Source organism: Streptomyces sp. R818 (assembly GCF_056172735.1).
On the sequence record NZ_JAOCNE010000014.1, the window covers coordinates 357,293 to 373,529 of the forward strand.

Annotated in this window: 15 protein-coding genes; 3 read left to right on the forward strand and 12 right to left on the reverse strand. The window is 68.6% G+C overall.

Annotated elements, in window-relative coordinates; translation table 11 throughout:
• Positions 1 to 33 precede the first annotated feature (33 nt).
• Together N5I75_RS33275 and N5I75_RS33280 are read left to right on the forward strand one after the other, a co-directional pair.
• Entirely contained in the window at positions 34 to 819 is a 786-nt protein-coding gene (locus tag N5I75_RS33275) for a helix-turn-helix domain-containing protein (protein ID WP_476683804.1), read from the forward strand.
• A gap of 399 nt (positions 820 to 1,218) precedes the next feature.
• Positions 1,219 to 2,391 carry a 4-hydroxybenzoate 3-monooxygenase gene (locus tag N5I75_RS33280; protein ID WP_476683806.1) on the forward strand — a complete coding sequence of 391 codons (1,173 nt, stop codon included), beginning with the start codon at positions 1,219 to 1,221 and terminating at the stop codon, positions 2,389 to 2,391.
• Between the two features lie 590 nt (positions 2,392 to 2,981).
• On the opposite strand, the gene N5I75_RS33285 is transcribed toward N5I75_RS33280, so the two are convergent.
• From N5I75_RS33285 to N5I75_RS33320, 8 genes are all read right to left on the reverse strand, one after another.
• A complete protein-coding gene (locus tag N5I75_RS33285) occupies positions 2,982 to 4,739 on the reverse strand; it encodes a relaxase/mobilization nuclease domain-containing protein (RefSeq protein WP_476683808.1) in 1,758 nt (585 codons plus the stop codon).
• Positions 4,736 to 5,266: a plasmid mobilization protein gene (locus tag N5I75_RS33290; RefSeq protein ID WP_476683810.1), complete on the reverse strand. Its 531-nt coding sequence runs from the start codon at positions 5,264 to 5,266 to the stop codon at positions 4,736 to 4,738. The genes N5I75_RS33285 and N5I75_RS33290 overlap by 4 nt, the downstream gene beginning before the upstream one ends.
• Before the next feature lie 116 nt (positions 5,267 to 5,382).
• A complete protein-coding gene (locus N5I75_RS33295) occupies positions 5,383 to 5,670 on the reverse strand; it encodes a hypothetical protein (protein WP_476683812.1) in 288 nt (95 codons plus the stop codon).
• A 43-nt stretch (positions 5,671 to 5,713) separates the two neighbouring features.
• Positions 5,714 to 5,905: a hypothetical protein gene (locus N5I75_RS33300; protein WP_476683814.1), complete on the reverse strand. Its 192-nt coding sequence runs from the start codon at positions 5,903 to 5,905 to the stop codon at positions 5,714 to 5,716.
• Positions 5,902 to 7,656, reverse strand: a complete 1,755-nt coding sequence (locus N5I75_RS33305) for a hypothetical protein (protein WP_476683816.1) — start codon at positions 7,654 to 7,656, stop codon at positions 5,902 to 5,904. The genes N5I75_RS33300 and N5I75_RS33305 overlap by 4 nt, the downstream gene beginning before the upstream one ends.
• Before the next feature lie 14 nt (positions 7,657 to 7,670).
• The gene (locus N5I75_RS33310; protein ID WP_476683818.1) at positions 7,671 to 8,297 is read right to left on the reverse strand and encodes a WhiB family transcriptional regulator; all 627 of its coding nucleotides are present in this window, start codon (positions 8,295 to 8,297) and stop codon (positions 7,671 to 7,673) included.
• Positions 8,298 to 8,445: 148 nt separating this feature from the next.
• Positions 8,446 to 9,132: a zinc finger domain-containing protein gene (locus N5I75_RS33315; RefSeq protein WP_476683820.1), complete on the reverse strand. Its 687-nt coding sequence runs from the start codon at positions 9,130 to 9,132 to the stop codon at positions 8,446 to 8,448.
• A 5-nt stretch (positions 9,133 to 9,137) separates the two neighbouring features.
• Positions 9,138 to 10,061, reverse strand: coding sequence for a helix-turn-helix domain-containing protein (locus tag N5I75_RS33320; protein WP_476683822.1), 924 nt, complete (start codon positions 10,059 to 10,061; stop codon positions 9,138 to 9,140).
• A gap of 798 nt (positions 10,062 to 10,859) precedes the next feature.
• Here N5I75_RS33320 and N5I75_RS33325 point away from each other — a divergent pair.
• A complete protein-coding gene (locus N5I75_RS33325; protein WP_476683824.1) occupies positions 10,860 to 11,732 on the forward strand; it encodes a helix-turn-helix domain-containing protein in 873 nt (290 codons plus the stop codon).
• A 478-nt stretch (positions 11,733 to 12,210) separates the two neighbouring features.
• Here N5I75_RS33325 and N5I75_RS33330 read toward each other — a convergent pair whose 3' ends face one another.
• The 4 genes from N5I75_RS33330 to N5I75_RS33345 all read right to left on the reverse strand — a co-directional run bounded on the left by N5I75_RS33330 (position 12,211) and on the right by N5I75_RS33345 (position 15,858).
• Entirely contained in the window at positions 12,211 to 12,861 is a 651-nt protein-coding gene (locus N5I75_RS33330) for an HAD-IA family hydrolase (RefSeq protein ID WP_476683826.1), read from the reverse strand.
• Positions 12,862 to 12,981: 120 nt separating this feature from the next.
• Positions 12,982 to 14,157: a family 1 glycosylhydrolase gene (locus N5I75_RS33335; protein ID WP_476683828.1), complete on the reverse strand. Its 1,176-nt coding sequence runs from the start codon at positions 14,155 to 14,157 to the stop codon at positions 12,982 to 12,984.
• 86 nt (positions 14,158 to 14,243) lie between these two features.
• Positions 14,244 to 15,467 carry an MAB_1171c family putative transporter gene (locus N5I75_RS33340; protein WP_476683830.1) on the reverse strand — a complete coding sequence of 408 codons (1,224 nt, stop codon included), beginning with the start codon at positions 15,465 to 15,467 and terminating at the stop codon, positions 14,244 to 14,246.
• Between the two features lie 13 nt (positions 15,468 to 15,480).
• On the reverse strand, positions 15,481 to 15,858 hold the full coding sequence (locus tag N5I75_RS33345) for a hypothetical protein (RefSeq protein ID WP_476683832.1): 378 nt from the start codon (positions 15,856 to 15,858) through the stop codon (positions 15,481 to 15,483).
• Positions 15,859 to 16,237: the final 379 nt, after the last annotated feature.

Consider the following 16,237-nt stretch of genomic DNA (forward strand, 5'->3'; position numbering starts at 1 on the left):
CACTGCGCGAGACCACCGGTAAACTGACGCCTGATGCCGACAACCCGCCACACTTCACCGTTGCCCGCCGATGCGGACGAGGAGATCCTGCAGGGCGGTGCCTGGCTGCCGCACGGCTTCCAGCTCGATCCCCACAGCCACGTCCAGGGCCAGCTGGTCTACGCCGCCGCCGGCGCCTTGGCCACGGCGACGGAGCGCGGCACCTGGGTCGCCCCGGCGGATCGGATCACCTGGACGCCTCCGCGCTTTACGCACTCGCACCGCTTCTACGGGCGGACCGACGTACGACTGGTGTCCGTCCCGCCCGATCTGGGCGCCCTGCTCGTCGGCCACCCCAGCGTCTTTGCGGTGAGCCCGCTGCTGCGCGAGGCCCTTCTGGCCCTCACCGACGAGCCGGAACGGCGCCCCGGCGCCCACCGGCGCCTGCTCGCCGTGATCGTGGACGAACTGGCGGACGCCGCCGAGACCTCCCTCCACCTTCCCGAAGCGAGCGACGACCGGCTGCGCGCCGCCACCGACCTGCTGCGCGCGGACCCCGCTCGGCCTTCCACCCTGGCCGAACTCGGCCGGGCGGTGGGAGCCAGTGAGCGCACGCTCAGCCGCCTGTTCCATGCCGAGCTGAGCATGAGCTTCCACCGCTGGCGGACCACCCTGCGCATCCACCACGCCTTGGCGCACCTGACCGACGGGATGACGGTGACGCAGACCGCGGTCGCGTGCGGGTGGTCCAATCCGTCCACCTTCATCGACGCCTTTACCGAGGTCGTCGGCCAGACCCCCGGTCGCTACCAGGCCGGCTTGCGCTTTCACGCGCGCTAGGTCGTGTCCGCAAAGTCCCTCCGTCCGCCCGAAGCCCGGGCCGCGCGGCGTCTGGTGCGTGCTCTCGGCGCGCCGGGCGCAGTCCCTCGTACTGGACGTACTTGGGTCTGTGCCCGGTGCGGCGAGAGTGCGTGCCAGGCGTCGCGGGGCAGGAGGGACTTTGCGGACACGACCTAGCCCCAACCGGGGGCAATCTGCGCTGGTCAGATGCACAGCGTGTGACATCAGAGCATCTTGGCGGCTTTCCGGTATCTGGTGTCGACTTACCAGTGGTTCGCAGCCCGCTGGGTCTTCACAGTGGACAGCGAGCGAGTGCTGGCCCTCCGATCTCCCGGCCGGCGCCGCGGCGTACGCGCTCGGCGCGTAAACCACTGCACGGATCATGAAGGGCTCGCACGCATGACTGAGACACGCGACGACACGGCTGTCGTCATCATCGGGGCCGGCGTTGCCGGTCTGACTCTCGGCAATTTCCTGCTGCGCAACGGCGTCGACTGCGTCGTGCTGGAGAAGCACCCCCGCGCCTACGTCGAGAAGCGCCAGCGCGCCGGAACGATCGACACTTTCGGGGTGCGCCTCTTCCGCGATTGGGGCCTGGAAGAGGTCTTGGCGGGCGACCCTATCCCGCACAGCGAGGGTGGCTTCTACATCGACGGACACGCGATGCCGATCGACGTGGACGAGGACAACAACGAGAGCTTGTACTGCCCGCAGCAGGTCCTGGTGCGCAACCTCACCGAGGTGTTCCTCCGTGAGGGCGGTGACCTGCGCTACGAAGCCGCGGACGTCACCCTGGAGAACCTCAGCGAGGGCCACCCGGTGGTGCGCTACCGGGACGCCAACGGTGCGGCGCGAGCCATCGACTGCGACCTCATCGCCGGCTGCGACGGTTTCCACGGCGTCTCACGCCGCTCCATTCCCGCCTCCGCGCTGACCGAGTACTCCCACGAGTACGGCTACTCCTGGCTCAGCGTCCTGGTGGCCACCGAGAGCAAGCCCTCGGGCATGGCGATCCACGAAGTGGGCCTGGCCGGGATGATTCCTCGCGGCCCTGAAGCCAGCCGGATCTACTTGCAGTGCGCGGTCGACGACACTCCCGAGCAGTGGCCGGACGAGCGGATCTGGAGCGAGCTGGAGGTCCGCTTCGGCACGCCGCCCTCGCGCGGGCAGATCCTGTCCAAGCAAATCGTTCCGCTGCGCAGCGTGGTGTTCGACCCGATGAGCTACGGCAACCTCTATCTCTTGGGGGACGCCGCGCACATCGTGCCGCCGATGAGCGCCAAGGGCATCCACCTCGCCCTGCACGACACCGAGGTCTTCGCCCGCGCAGTGATCCGCCACGCCACGGAGGGCGATTCCAGCCTCCTCGACAGCTACTCGCAGACCTGCCTGCCGCACATCTGGAACTACCAGGCGTTCGCCACGTGGATCACCGACACCATGCACAACGCCGGATTCACCGGCTACGAGGGCGAGTTCAAGAAGCAGATCGCTCGCGCCGAGCTCCAGCGCCAGTTCGCCTCCGAGTCGGCGAACAAACTGTTCAGTGAACTCACAGCCGGAACCAACTAGTGGTGCTTCGGTAGGTTCTGTTGCGGTGTCGGCAGGTGGTGCAGGTGCCGGTCCAGCAGTTGAGCAGCTCCTGTAGTTGAACCGCCCCGGGTGTGATGGAGACCATCACACCCGGGGCGGTTCAACTACACACAGCGGCGTGGACCACGGGGCCTGGTGCAATCCACCGACAACGAAGGCTGGGATGGTTGCGCACGCGTCGATCTGCGGGACAACGTCTTCTGGGATTTCGAGAGCTGTCTTGTTCACCGTGATTTACCTATCCCCTGGTCACCGAGGTGTGAGGCGAGAAGGTCGAACGGGACGGGACAGTTACAAATGCATTGCGGCCCGTACCGTCGGGAGGGACACGGCGTTGTCCGGATATGCCCAACTCCCCTTTGCCAGTCGTCTCGCCGCAACTGCGGGGCGCCTATTGGATGGACTCACCGTTCCTGCAGCATGCTCCGGGCTGTGCGTGCGACGGGACCCGAGACGTTTCGTCGCCACCGGCTCCTCGTCGGGTGCCGGCCATGCGCACCGCGATGCTGTGCATCGCGGGAGCCACCGTGGCCGTCGCGATGGTTGCCGTCCTGGTCTGAACGCCTTGTTCACCGCCGATGCTCGCGTGTGCCGTCGGCCCCCGGCCCCGGCCTGCGAGAGGGCGTCGCGGTGCGGGTGCGCCCGCGGCGGGTCGGCGCCGTGGTGTGCTTCTCCGGGGTGGGAGGCGTTGCGGAAGCGTCAGCGGGGAGGTCTGCCATCCGTCGAAGCCGCCACACGAGGACGTCACTGATCGAATCGGCGGTGCCCAGCTCCCGCCGCTCGGCGGCCTCGGCCAGGAGCGCGGCCGGATCGTGCCCGGCGCCCTCGACGTCGGCGAGGGTGGACGCCAGGGCATGCCAGCCCGGCTCGGCGAGGACCTGCTCGGCCAGCTCCGGCACCGCCCGGCGCAGGTAGGCCGTCTGCTTGCGTTGCAGGGGCAGGGACATGCGCCGGCCACGGTCGCGCATGACGCCCAGATACATCGGCGCTGCGGCCTGGTAGGCGGCGCGCAGGTGCTCGGCGGCCTGGCGGGCAGCAGCAGCCTGCTGGGCGTGCCCCTTCATCGCGTGCCACTGTGCGGTGGCGGTGACCAGGAAGAACACCATGTCGATCAGCATGGCGGTCGTGGCACCGTCCTCCACCCGCCCGAGTGCCGGCCCGCCTTGGACGAGGTCGCGGGCGGCCTTGCGCAGATTGCGGGCGTGCTGGCGCTCCGCCCGGATGTGGGAGCGGGTCGCCCGTTCGAACACGAAGGCGGCGTCGCGCAGTTCACGCCGGGTGTTCAACGCAGAGGTCTTGGCGAGTGCGTCGAGGACCTCGCCGCCCGCGGCGATCAGGCCGGAAATCTGCCCGTCCTCACCCTGGTCGATGATGAGTACGGCCTGCCACGACGCCGTCGTCGCCTGGCGGCGCGCGTCCGAGGGGCTGATGCGGTCCGATCCGGAGGAGCGATCCGTGGCGGCGTCCTGGCCGGGCTCGGAGGCGTTGTTCGCCCAGCGTTCACGGATGCGAGGCAGGGAGAGATCGGCCGCGAGGGTGGAGCCCGAATAGTAGATCGGCTCCTGGTCCTCGTTGCGGTCGTCGGACAGCGCGACCTTGTAGCCGAGCAGATCACCAGAGGGCGCGGCGCGCGTATCGACCAGGAGGCCGGCGGCAGTCAGACGGTCGAAGAACTCCGCCTCGCTGGCGACGCCGGCGGCGGCGCGGCGCACCGTCTCGCGCAGCTCCTCGCGTGGCGTGCGTTCCTTGCCCTGGCGGTTGGCTTTGTGGCGTTCGGCGCTGCTCGGGCGTTTGGCGGCGGTTCCGTCACCGGTGTTCACCCGGCGCAGGTCGTAGTCGATTTCGATCTTCCGGGCTTCCGCCTGGGCGCGGGCACCGTCGCGCCGGATGCGGGCCTGGCGGCCGTCGTGGCGGACGACGGTGGCGACGATGTGGACGTGGTCGTCGGCATGTCGGACGGCCGCCCAACGGCAGGCGGCGTCGTCGCCCTCGGGCGCGATGCCGGTGGCGGAGACCATGCGGCGGGCGATGTCCGCCCACTGCTCGTCGGTGAGGATCGGGTCTTCGGGCGCAGCGCGTACGGACAGGTGCCAGACGTGTTCGGCGGGCCGTTCGGTTTCGGGCAAGGCCATGACGGGCTGGTCGAGGAGGACCTGCAGGGCGCGCAGCGCCGCCTTGCGGTCCGGGTTGCGGCCGGGATCGGGAGCCAGGCTGTCCCATGCGGCGACAAGGTGAGGGTCGATGTGCTCCTCAGCCTTGCCGGGGCCGTACAGATATTTCAGCAGGCCATGGGTGTCGTCACCCATGTCGTTCACTGAGGGGATCATGCTGCCGGTCGCTCGCTGTCCAGGTAGTGCTGGATGAACGCCTGGACTTCCAGGCGAACCTGGTCGACACCGTCGAGGACCGCTTGGGCCTGCGGCGCCGGCTCGTCACGGTTCAGGGCTGCAGCAACCTGGTTGAGGTTGTTGCCGATCCGGCTCAGCGCGGGGCCCAGGGCAAACAGGCGGCGTGTCATTTCGCGGTGGCCGGCGACCTCGGCTTCCGTGCGGGTGAGATCGCGAGCGGCACTGAGGGCGGCATGGGCGAGGTAGTTGGCGACGCTCATGCGGCAGGTCGCGGCGGCTGTGACGAGGAGCTGGTACTCGTCGTCATTCATGCGGCAGCTCGGCTGGTACTTGCGCTTCTTCTCGTTGCGCTGGCGTTCGCGCTGCTGAACGTGCGGCTTCGGCGTAGCGGCGTGGGTGCAGTCTGCGCTGTGGCAGGGGTTGCTTTCCCCCGTTTCAGGATGCGAGCCGCCCTCGGTCGCATCCTGACGGATCGGCGCCCCCCGGTGCCGATCCGCTCCCGCCACCCCAGGGGCGGGAGACGCAAGAGCATTGCTCCCACCGGGAGCAATGCTCTTGCACCAACTTGCTCCCGCCGAGGTCGAGTTGGGTTCCGGATTATCGGGCTCGGCAGCGGGGTTTGTCATCGGTTCTGGTTCCTCGTAGAGCGGATGCGGTGCTGGATCTCGGCGGCCAAATCGACCATGGCGGTCGGGTCGGCGAGGACCTCGACGGCCGAGTGGGGGTGGTGTTGGACGAGCCACTGGCCGTTCGGGACTAGGACGGCGGCGTGCAGCAGCTGGTGGCGTACGAGTACGTCCGCCCAGACGCCGGCCTCAGCGATCGAGGCGGCGTGCGTGCGCGGGTGGCGGGCAGAGATGACGGTCCCTCCGGGGCAGGGGCGGTGGCCCGACCGACGCCGGGCCACCATGACGAATGAGGATCTAGGGCTTTGACCTGGGCTTTCGCCGGCGTCAGCCGCACTCACGGCAGCGGGCGAGGTGCGTGTTCAGGGCCCGAGCCATGTTCCGTTTTACGGAGACGGCGTTCTTCGCGCTGGTCTTCGCCGCGGCCGAGCCCAGGTGGCGCTCGGCGTGCCCGCGCAGGAAGAGGACGTCCTTCTCGAAGCCGTCCTTGATGCGCTCGAACCTGTGGCAGGTCTTCATCGGGTCGTGCCCCTTGCCGTAGTGGTGTTCGTCTCGGACCTCAGCAGCTGCAGGAGCCGCGTAATGTTCTCGTTCCGGCCGCCCGCGAGGTTCAGGGCGCGGAGGATTTCCCGCAGCTGGGGACGGGTGATGACCTCGGTCCCATCGCGCTCCAGCAGCGCGGGCACGTGGGGACGCACCAGGTCGGCCGTCTCTTCGGGACTCAGCCCCTTGCGCTGAGGACGCTTGGACTTACCGCCCCCCGGCCGGCTCCGCTGCGCCTTCGCCTTGGGCTTCGGCTTCCGGCGCACGGGGACGGTGTGGGGACGGTCCCCTTCGCCCCCCGTCCCCGTTTCCGTGTCCGGGTGTCCGCGGTCCCCGTTGTCGTTGGGGACGGTGTGGGGACGGTCCCCTTCGCCCCCCGTCCCCGTTTCCGCGTCCAGGTGTCCGCCGGCCCCTCCGCCGTCGGGGACGGGTGCCGGGGACGGTCTAATAGCGCCCTGAGCAGCAGCTTCGCGAGCGTCCGTGGCGGAAACCTTGATGTCGACGTCGGCTGCTGTGCCCATGGCCGACACGTCGCCTCGGTCCCCGAGCGCCGTCCCCGTCCCCTCGCTCGGCAGGCTTGAGACGGACTCGGTGACGCCGTCCCCGTTGTCGTCGGGGACGGTATGGGGACGGTCTCCTTCGGGCTCTGTGCCCGTCCCCGATTCCGCATGGTCCCCGTCCCCACTGCTTTGGGGACCGTGGTTGGGGACGGTGTGGGGACGGTCCCTTTCGGGCTCTGTGCCCGTCCCCGATTCCGCATGGTCCCCGTCCCCACCGCTTCGGGGATCGTCATTGGGGACCGCACTCGTCCGTCGCTCCACCGGGTTCTCGGCCGCCGACAGCATCGACGGGCGCGGGGCGAGCGGGTAGCCGTTCTGGAGACCGGCGTCCTTGGGATCCGGAGCCGTCACCCACGGCGAGGGCAGATCGATGGTCGCGAGGGTGGCCGCGTGCCGACGGGCAGCCAGCTCCTCCAAGAACGCCTGGCGCTGGCGAGGATCGGTGCCGACTTCGGCCCGAGTGAGCGCGGCCTGAAGTCGACGGGTGACCCGGGTGTCCTTCTCGCGATCCGCCAACGACATGCCGGCCAGCTGGGAGGCAAGGGCGACCGCCCGCCGAGACGCACGGTCTTTGGTGATCTGCGCGGCATCGCGGTTGCGGGTGGCGATGCCGAGGCGGGAGAGGAGCCGCTCCCGTACTTCGCGTCCGAGCGTGGCCAGAAGCCCCTGCGAGGCGGCGTCCGGCTTGTGCAGCCGCAGTTCGATGCCCATGGCCAGGTGCCACAGCACCGCGGCCATGACCGGGCCGACGAAGGCGCGCACGGTGCCGCCGACCGCGGCCGACTCGGCGTAGGCCGGGATGACCTCCACCCCGGTGATCACCCAGACCAGGGCGCCGGGCAGTCCGGGCGCCTCCTGGGTCTTCAAGTTCTGCCGGGCCATCAGCGCGGTCGCGAACAGCGCGGCCTCGCCCGCGCTGAACATCATGGCGCGCTCCACCGTGCCGGCCATGTCGAGGTAGTCGGCCGCGAACCGCCAGCTGGTGTCGGCGGAGTAGATGGTGCAGTTGAGGGCGGCGAGTGCGGAGACCCACACCGCGGGGGTGCCGACGCGCCTGCCGTCCGCGCGGTTCCGGTTGCGCCGGAACGACCAGCCGGCCAGCGCGAGGGCGAGCAGCCCGAGGGCCGCGACCAGGTAGACGGGATCGATGCCGTATGGCAAGGACATGGCGATGGGGTGAGTCATGCGGCCTTTCGGAGGGCGGCGATCAGGGAGTCGGTCTGCACCTGGCGGGGCACCTGGACCGACGAGGCGGCGTCGTCGTCCTCGGTGGTCTCGTCGTCGGCCGGCTCGGCGTCGTTGGCCTGGTCCCAGTAGCGGTCGCGGTCGGCGACGGCGTGGGCGGCGTTGCGCATCAGGTCGCGCGCCCAGTCGAGTTCGAGGCGCAGCGTGTATGCGAGGCGCTCGGGGCTCCAGCCGCGGACGTAGGCGTGGCGGGTGACGGCGTCTCGCTCGGCGTCGCTGAGGTGGACGTCGCGCCCCTCGAAGGCGGCCTTCACCCGGCTGTAGTCCAGGCGCTTGTTGACCTTGGCGTGCCAGGGGCGACGTTCGGCCTCGGTGAGCCCGCCCCACACGCCCTGGCGGATCTCGTTGTCCAGGGCGTAGTCGAAGCACGCCTTCTTCACCGGGCACCGGCCGCAGATCGACTTGGCCTCGTCGATGGCCGCGCGTGCGCGGGCTCCGGGGAAGAACAACTCGTCAATGTCCTTGGGGGCCATGCCGTGGCACAGGCCGCGGGCCTGCCAGCTGTGGTCGGCGATGCCCCGGAGGGCCGGGGGCGGGGTGTCGTTGGTGGTGATGTGGCGCAAGGCAGTCTCCGGAAGTCGCCTCGGTCGGCGCGGTCGCTCGGCACCTGGGTCGGCTGGGGTGCGGCGGGGGCGTTGCGTGGCGGGCTCGGGGTACGGCGGTGTGCCGTACCGCGTGGCGGAACGTTTCTGTGGAGCTGTGGCGGCCGGGTCAGGCAGGTAGGGCCTGGGCTTGAGCGGCCAGGGCGTCCTTGACGCGGACCGGATGCGGCTCGATGCGTGGTTTGGTGTTCCGGTTGCGGACACCTCCGCCGCTCCGTTCACGGCAGGGCTCGCCCTGGGGGGCGCTGCACCTGTCGCACGGGACGCTGAAGATGTCGGGCCCGCCGGCGGCGATGGCGGCTTCACGGGCGGCGCGGGCGGGCCGGAAGGGTGCCAGTTCGGCTCGTACGGCATCCGGGACGTAGGTGCCGACGGCCTTGAGCATCTTCTTCAGGCCGGGCTGGGGTTCCCCGGTCGTCACCCCGCGGTGCGGTGTCGGCGCGATCCGCCCGGTCACGACGGCGTCGCGGGTCGCGACGAGTTCCGCCCGCCAGGCGCGCGGGTCGTCGGGGTCGGCCGTTGGCGTCGGATCGGTGTGTCGGCCCAGGCGGTCGCGGTAGTGGGCGTTCCACTCGCGGGCCACGTCGGCGGGCAGGATCGGGTACGGGGAGGCGACGACGCGCTTGCGCACCACGTCGCGCACGTCCCAGCCCTGGCCGGTGGTCATGGGGACGTCGGCGAGCAGCTCGTGCCACATGGCGAGCTGGTCGCGGGCTTCGCCCGCGTCGGTGCGGATGGTGCGGGGGTCCAGGCGGCCGACGTAGGTGAGTACGGCAGCAACTTCGCGGCGGTCCATGGTAGTTACTCCGTTCCAGTCGGTTCGTCGACGGCGGCGAGCAGGGCGGCCATGTGCGCTTCGGAGCGGGTCATGCCGGCCTGCGGGGCGGGGGTGCCGCCGGGCAGGGCGTAGAGGTTCGGGCGCTGGGGTGTGGGGGTGTGCTCGCGGTCGATCCAGGACCGCCAGTCGGCAGCCCAGGCGGCGGCGGAGCGAGGGCTCCAGGCGGCCCGGTAGTGCCGCCACTTCGCGTCGGCGGCCTGCAGGCCCTGCTCACCGAGGCGTTCCAGATGTCCCTGCTGCTGGGCCCAGGACAGGCTCGCGTCGTCGACCTGCCAGTCGGTGGCCGTGGTGAGGTCGGCAGCACTGCTGCTGTACCTACGGTTCACCTTCGGTTCACTACTACAGTTCTGGGGGTCAGATTTTGACCCGGAGGGGGGTCGGTTTCTGACCCGGGGAGGGGTCAGATTCTGACGAGGGGGAGCAGATTCTGACCCGGCCAGATTCTGACGACGGGGGCCCGTTTCTGACTCTGCGGTGAACCAGATGCGGTGCTTGCGCAGCAGCTCCTTGTCCAAATCCTTCAGGTCAGGGGCGGGGTCGGCATCCGTCAGGGGTTCGACGTCCTCGACGCACAGGTCGGGGTTGGTCTCCTGTGCTGCCGCGACCTTCGCGAGCCAGGCGGCTGGGCGCGGCATGCGGTAGACGGTGCTGTGCTGCGGGCCCTCGTACTCCTTGAGGATCTCCAGCTCGCCGGCGTCCGCCAGGAGGGCCAGCGAGGTACGCACTGCGTTGCGGCTCGCGTGCGTCCGCTCCATCAGCTCGGTCACGGAGGCGTATGCGACGCACTGGGCGTCGGGAATCCGGTCAGCGATCGACAGCAGGACCAGGCGGGCCGTGCCACGGCTGGCGCTGCTCTCCCACACCCACTTCCGTGCTTGCCCGCTCATCGGGGCACCGGCTTCTGGTGGTGGGTCGGGACGAGGGCTGATGGGACGGCGAGTGGGCCGGCGGTTGCTTCTGCTGCGCGGGCTGGGGACGCTGGCCTTTTGCGCAGGGCAGGCCGCATGTAAGACTCTCCTCGGTGAAGCCCGTGCCGGTGTGCCCCGTGGAAAGGGCCGGCGCGGTGTAGGTGGGTGAATCTCCGCCCTTGCCGGGGCAGGAGTGCCACTAGGTGTTTGGCGCCCGGGAGCTTGCTCCTTGGGCGCCTTCGCCGTTTCGAGGCGAGTTCAGGGCGCTCTCTCGTTGTGTTGCATGGCTCCTTCTCGGGCCGCGGTCGGGCGGGGTGCCCGGCGGGGACGACGAACATATGCAGAGGTCACGGCAAGATCCAGACCTTGCTAAAGGACTCTCTACAACTCTTGCGGGGCGGCTTCGGCGCTACCGGCCGGAGGAGAGGTAGGAGCTGGCGGCTCGGGCTCTTGGTGAGACACAGAGCACTCGACACCGATGTGTAGAGCTGCGGACGTGTGGAGATACGACCCGATGCCCGCCAGTTCTGCCCGGGCTGGGCAGAGGCGTCAATCGGTGGCAGACTCATGCGGATCTCCAGTGCTGGGGTTCGCCTCCCCGGATTCAGGGGAGGGCGAGGGGCCTGCCGAGGATGACGAACTGGCAGACTGAGGCCGACAACCGTGCGGCGACCCGCCTCGATAGGTAAAGTTACGTTACGTGCTTTCGCCTATCAAGCGGGTGGGTGAAGTTTCCTCGTTGTCCGTTTTCGCAGGTCGCGCAGCATTTGGAGTCGCATGTCCGCTCGTCAGTTCAGTGGTGCGCGCGTTCGTGCTCGGCGCAGAGAACTCGACCTCACGCAAAACGACCTCGGGGCGCTGGTGAGCGTCGGTCGAGCGTCCGTGGCGAAGTGGGAAGGCGGCGAGTCGACACCTGATCCGCATAAGCTGCCGGTCATTGCCGAGGCGCTTCAGAGTCCGCTTGACGAGCTGTTTCCGCGCGAGGGCGAACCGGATCTGGCCGACCTGCGATGCGACGCCGGGTATGCGCAGTCGGAAGTCGGACCGCTCATCGGTGCTCGCAGTCACATCCCGGTCTCGAAAGCAGAGCGCGGCATCGACCGGCTCAAGGACGCCTCCGTGGAGCCGCTGGCTGCCGCGTACGGCGTGAGCACCCAAGATCTGCTGCGAGCGCAGGACCGGTCCTTCGGGGTCGACGCGACTGCCCGTACAGAGGGGGGCGAAGAGTCGTTGCCCCGAACAGTGGGCGAAAAGATCAACTATTTGCTGCAGGCCGGCTACCTGGCGTCGGTGCCATCGGACGTCGAAATCGCCCAGGCTGTGAACGAGGGCGCCGGGACGGTACTGGTCACGGAGGAAGATATCCGGGGCATGCGGACGAGCGCTGAGATCGATGTGGCGCCGCCGGTGAGGGAGGGGCTGGGCGCCGCGCTAAAGATCGCCCCGGAAGTCTTTGCCAGTGACGCGGACTGGCACGACATGCCCGCAGCGATCGAGGCCCTGAAGCTGTTGCAGGGCTTCGAGAACGGCCAGATTCTCGGCCTGGCGGCGCGCGGCAATCAGCAGGGCGCATCAACCGAGGCGGTCGCCACGATCAACAATCTGATCGCAGCGCTGCAGAAGCTGCCGGGAACTCAATCCGGCGGATGAGAGCCGTGGACATCCTCGGCGTCCGATGACGACCCGCGCCGCACCGATGTTGGGCCCGGCGCGTGGACACCGGGCCCACCGCGGTGCATCCACAAGACGCCCAGCCTCACCCTAGAGCGTCCGACACGCGGGGCGCCTGCAGGAGCGGCCGGCGTGTCAGTCCGGCATCGATCCAGCTGCGTGGAGGTCGGGTGCTCGGCGATCGCCTGCCGACTTATCGTGTGCGCCGACCGCCGCGCCGCCGCCGTTCGCGTGCTTCGGGTACGGCCGTCTGTTCCCCGTCAGGACGGTCACGGCAGTCGGGCGCCAGGAACAGGCCCTCCCAACGGGGCTGCGGGGCTGGCGGCTGAGGCCGCTGCGGTGCCGCGGGGTACCGGAGCTGCGTCGAATCGCTCAACTTGTCACCTCATGCGGTTCGGCTCGGACGACGGCGCCGAGAAGAACGGGCGCTTGGCCTGCAGGGGGCCGGACGTGGGCATCACTCTTCGGTGAGGGTGGTACCGAAGAGCGCCTCCAGCTGCGTGATCGTCTTGTGCGGCTCGGTCGCGTGGACCGTAGCGAACCCGAGGTCGGCAGCAGGCTGGAGATAGTCGGCGGTGTCGTCGACGAAGACGCTCCGGTCGGCTGATGCATCCAGCTGCTTGAGGACGTCCTCGAAGATGGCCGGGTCGGGCTTGCGCAGACCGACGTGCTCGGAGATCACGACGGCGTCGTACAAGGTGTCCAGGTCGTACCCGTCGTACAGGTTCCACGGATGCAACCCGACGCTGTTGGACAGGATGCCGACCTTGATCCCGGCCCGCCGCGCGGCGGCTGCGGCGCCGATGACCGCGGTCTCGGGCTTCAGGTCGGCGAAGATCCGGCCCATGAGATTGTCGGCCGGCACGCCGAGCGCTGCTGCCGCGTGCTCGTTCCACTCAGCCTGCGTGATGGCCCCGCGCTCCAGGTCTCGGGTGCGGCGGACGCCTTCCTCGTTCAGATAGAGCGCGTTGATACACGCTCCCTCGGCCAAGCCCTCCCGCTGTTCGAAAGCGAGCACGGCCGGCAGCAGGGGCGTGGTTAGCACGCCTCCGAAGTCCAGAACGAGGCAGGAGGGGGCGGCGGGGTGAGACACGGGGTGGAACTCCATCGGTAATCAGTTTCGGTAAGCCGCCGGCTCAGGCGCCGAGCTGTCCAGTCGAGCGCCCGCTGGCGCTGTACCGGGGCGACATCATCTTTCACGGTAACAGTGCGTTTGGTAGGGGTTTGGTCACGAGGCCATCAGGTCGCGGATCATTCGGGCGCTGGCGCGCGGGGAGCGGTTCCGGTCGAAGAGGCCGAAGGCGACGTTGTGACCGTCGAGCCACTCGTAATTGTCGATGGCTGTCCACAGGTGGATGCCGGAGATGTCGATGCCGTCCTTGATCGCGCTGTGTACTTCGGTGATGGCTTCGCGCAGGTAGGCGGATCGTGCGGCATCGTCGTCGCCACCGTAGCCGATCTCGGCGACGAGGAAGCGTTTGCCGGGCAGCTCTTTGTGAAGCCGGGTGAGGACCTCGCCGAGTCCGGGTGCCCAGGCCACGTAACCCTGCGGGCCCACCGGGCCGTACGCCGGGTGGGGGAGCAGGTCGCCGGCGGCGTTGATCGCGGGCGAGAAGTAGTAGCTGAAGCCGTACTGGTCGAAGGCGTCTTGGTAGCGCGGAGTGCGGGCGAGGTTCAGCCAGGAGTCCCACACGACGGAGTCGATCAGTGCGGCAATGCCCGTGGTCTCGGTGCTGTCGTCGTTCGGGTGGAGAGTGAGGAGGGCCTCGTTTGTGGAGGTGGGCTTCCCGGTTTGGCACAGGAGGAGGGCGGCTTCGAAGTCAGCCCGGTGGATGGCCTGCAGCGCGGTGAGGAACTCTTCCTGGGAGGTGTGGCCGGGCGGGAAGGTGCCGGTCAGGTACGCCTTCTGTGCGTAGGCAGTGGGGTTGTTGATCGGCATCCAGCCATCGGCGAGGTCGCCGAACGTCTCGGCGATGAATTGAACGTGACGGGCCCACGTCTCGTCTGCTCGCGGGGACAGGAATCCGCCTTGGTCGGCGAACCACGTCGGCAGTGCCGTATGCAGCAGGCAGACCCACATGGTCAGTCCGGCATCGCGGCCCGAGGTGAGCATCGCCCGGTAGTGCTCGATCGCCTGCGCGTCGTGGTGGCCCGGCTCGGGCTCGAGCCGGGCCCAGTCCAGGGACATGCGGTACTCACCGAAGCCCCAGTCGGCGAGGAGTTCGAAATCATCTGCATATCGGGCGCCGAAGGTGTTCCCGTCGCCGCTGCTGGGTGCCTTGCCTGCCTGCTCCCACGCCCACCAGTTGTCCGCTGGTGTCGCGCCCTGGCTCTGGGTGGCGGAGCTGGCCGTGCCCCAGGCGAAGTGCGGGGGAAAGGCAAGGTGGTCTGTGGGGAGATTCATGCTGGCGTTCTCCTGGCCGCGGCGGTCGGGGTACCGACGTTCGGGGATGTGCTGGTAATTCGGGACTGCGGGCGGACGGGGCCGACTCAGGTCGTCTCTGCTTCGGCGAGGGTGAGCAGGTGGCGTGCCTGAGCTGCGGTGATCTCGGAGTATGCCGCGCGGACGCGCACCAGCCAGGCCGACTCGGCGGTGGCGTCGGTGAACGGCTTGCTCTGCAGAGGCAGGAGTGGACGCTCGCTGGGCTCCCGCCTCGCAGCGGCTTCAATGCCTGCTCGATACCAGTACGCCTCGGCTGCCGGCTCAGGGTCGGGGTGGTCGGCGACTTCTTCTTCAGCGACGAAGAGCAGTTCCGCCGGCACGACGTAGCGGATCTTGTCGGAGACGTCAGCGATGTCCTGAGTCCAACGGTCCAGACGCACGTCGAAGGTGGAGAAGGAACGGGTGCATTCACGCAGTCGGGAACGCGGTGGGTACAGGCTGGTGCCGGGAAAAGCGTCCACCAGATCGCGCCATAGCGGATAGAGCCGGTAAAGCGCCCGCCAGGTCCTCCAGCGGGCAACAACGGCCTGCGTCGTCGGGATGCTCGCACCGACCGCGACGATGAGAAACAAGGCGTTCATCCACAGCGCTGTGCCGGTGACGCCTGCGTCCAGGGTGGCGGGAGCCAGCGGGGCCACAATGGCAGCCCAGATCAGCGCGATGCGAGCTGCGACGTAGATCAGTCCCATCCACATGGCGATGGCCATCAGCACCAGACCCACGCGCATGGAGGTGGACTCGGCCCTCCGTGTGGCGCGCGTCCACTGGTAACCGCACACCGCGGTGGTCACGAGCGGGAAGAAGTAGAAGACCGTCATGTAGATGCCGGCGCCCAGCTCACCCGAGTGATCGGCCACAAAGTCCTCACTGGGCGTGGTCCGCTTCACCACGGTGAAGAACAGGATCGTCAGTATGGTCACACCGACCATGCCGACTTTGTAGGCGACCCGCGCGATCCAACGGGAGACAGCGACGTGGCGCGGCACCTCCACAGCCGAACTCTTGCCGTAGCTGGTCGCCACGTAGGTCAGGGCAGCCAGAATCGCGGAGGTGGATGCGAAATGCTTCAGGAGCGCGTCAAGGTCGACCACTGGTATCTGTGCGACGGCATCCATCACCGCCCCCGTGCTCAACCAGAGCGCGGCAGCGAAACCCGCGTAGCCACCCCAAAGGCTCCGGCGATGGGCATCTCCATACCGGACTGCCGGCGCCCGCCAGAGCGACACGACGGTCATGACGGATGCAGCGAGGTATTCAAAGAAGGCGAGCATGCGCCTGCCCTCCTCAGGGCTTCGGTGTGCCGCGCCGAGGCGGGGCGACGGGGTGGGACAGCGAGTGTTCGAGAAGAGTGACCATGTCGTCCCCGCCGACATCGGCCGGCTGACGTCGACGCACCGATCGCTTGATCAGGTAGGCCGACAGCTCCGCCTGCTGCTCCTCAGGGGTGTCGTAGTTGGCCCGCCCCTGTACCAAGGCACCCGGAAAGCGCTCCAAGACGGTCTGCCTGATCCGAGCCGGAACAAACCGCTCGATCTCCTCTTTCGTCAGCGTCGTGCCATGGTCGAACCACTCATGGGACAACTCATGAAGGATGACGTGGTCGGTGTTATGCCGACTAGCGCGCTGGCGGTACAGCACGAACGTCAGGTCCGGAGTCTTCACGCGCAATCCGCAAGCCGTGCTAGGACCTGCTTCATGATCAGCTAGAGGGATGAGGACGATTCGTCGGCCGAGTTCGTCCTGCATATTCCGGACTAGGCCCTCTATGTCGAACGGCTCAGGCAAAGGCAGATCAGCGAGGAGCCGCTCGCATTCTTTCCGCAGAACGCTGCGATGGGGTTCACTGCGCTTGAGACGCCACCACATACCTATCCCTCGTGCTCGACTGTCAGGCTCGGGCTCCCGGCGGGCGAGGTGCAGGGGCGGCGCACCGCCCGAAGTGGAGGCGGTAACGGCCCTGGCGCCGCACTGGAGGCAACAGTTTGTTGAAACAGCCTGGTCAGAAGCGATTTAAGCCAAGTCGCAAGAGGGCGTCAATGGC

Coding starts and splice junctions, on each gene's coding strand:
- N5I75_RS33275 (WP_476683804.1), top strand. CDS start 34: ATGCCGACAACCCGCCACACTTCACCGTTGCCCGCCGATGCGGACGAG.
- N5I75_RS33280 (WP_476683806.1), top strand. CDS start 1,219: ATGACTGAGACACGCGACGACACGGCTGTCGTCATCATCGGGGCCGGC.
- N5I75_RS33285 (WP_476683808.1), bottom strand. CDS start 4,739: ATGATCCCCTCAGTGAACGACATGGGTGACGACACCCATGGCCTGCTG.
- N5I75_RS33295 (WP_476683812.1), bottom strand. CDS start 5,670: ATGGTGGCCCGGCGTCGGTCGGGCCACCGCCCCTGCCCCGGAGGGACC.
- N5I75_RS33300 (WP_476683814.1), bottom strand. CDS start 5,905: ATGAAGACCTGCCACAGGTTCGAGCGCATCAAGGACGGCTTCGAGAAG.
- N5I75_RS33305 (WP_476683816.1), bottom strand. CDS start 7,656: ATGTCCTTGCCATACGGCATCGATCCCGTCTACCTGGTCGCGGCCCTC.
- N5I75_RS33315 (WP_476683820.1), bottom strand. CDS start 9,132: ATGGACCGCCGCGAAGTTGCTGCCGTACTCACCTACGTCGGCCGCCTG.
- N5I75_RS33320 (WP_476683822.1), bottom strand. CDS start 10,061: ATGAGCGGGCAAGCACGGAAGTGGGTGTGGGAGAGCAGCGCCAGCCGT.
- N5I75_RS33325 (WP_476683824.1), top strand. CDS start 10,860: ATGTCCGCTCGTCAGTTCAGTGGTGCGCGCGTTCGTGCTCGGCGCAGA.
- N5I75_RS33330 (WP_476683826.1), bottom strand. CDS start 12,861: ATGGAGTTCCACCCCGTGTCTCACCCCGCCGCCCCCTCCTGCCTCGTT.
- N5I75_RS33335 (WP_476683828.1), bottom strand. CDS start 14,157: ATGAATCTCCCCACAGACCACCTTGCCTTTCCCCCGCACTTCGCCTGG.
- N5I75_RS33340 (WP_476683830.1), bottom strand. CDS start 15,467: ATGCTCGCCTTCTTTGAATACCTCGCTGCATCCGTCATGACCGTCGTG.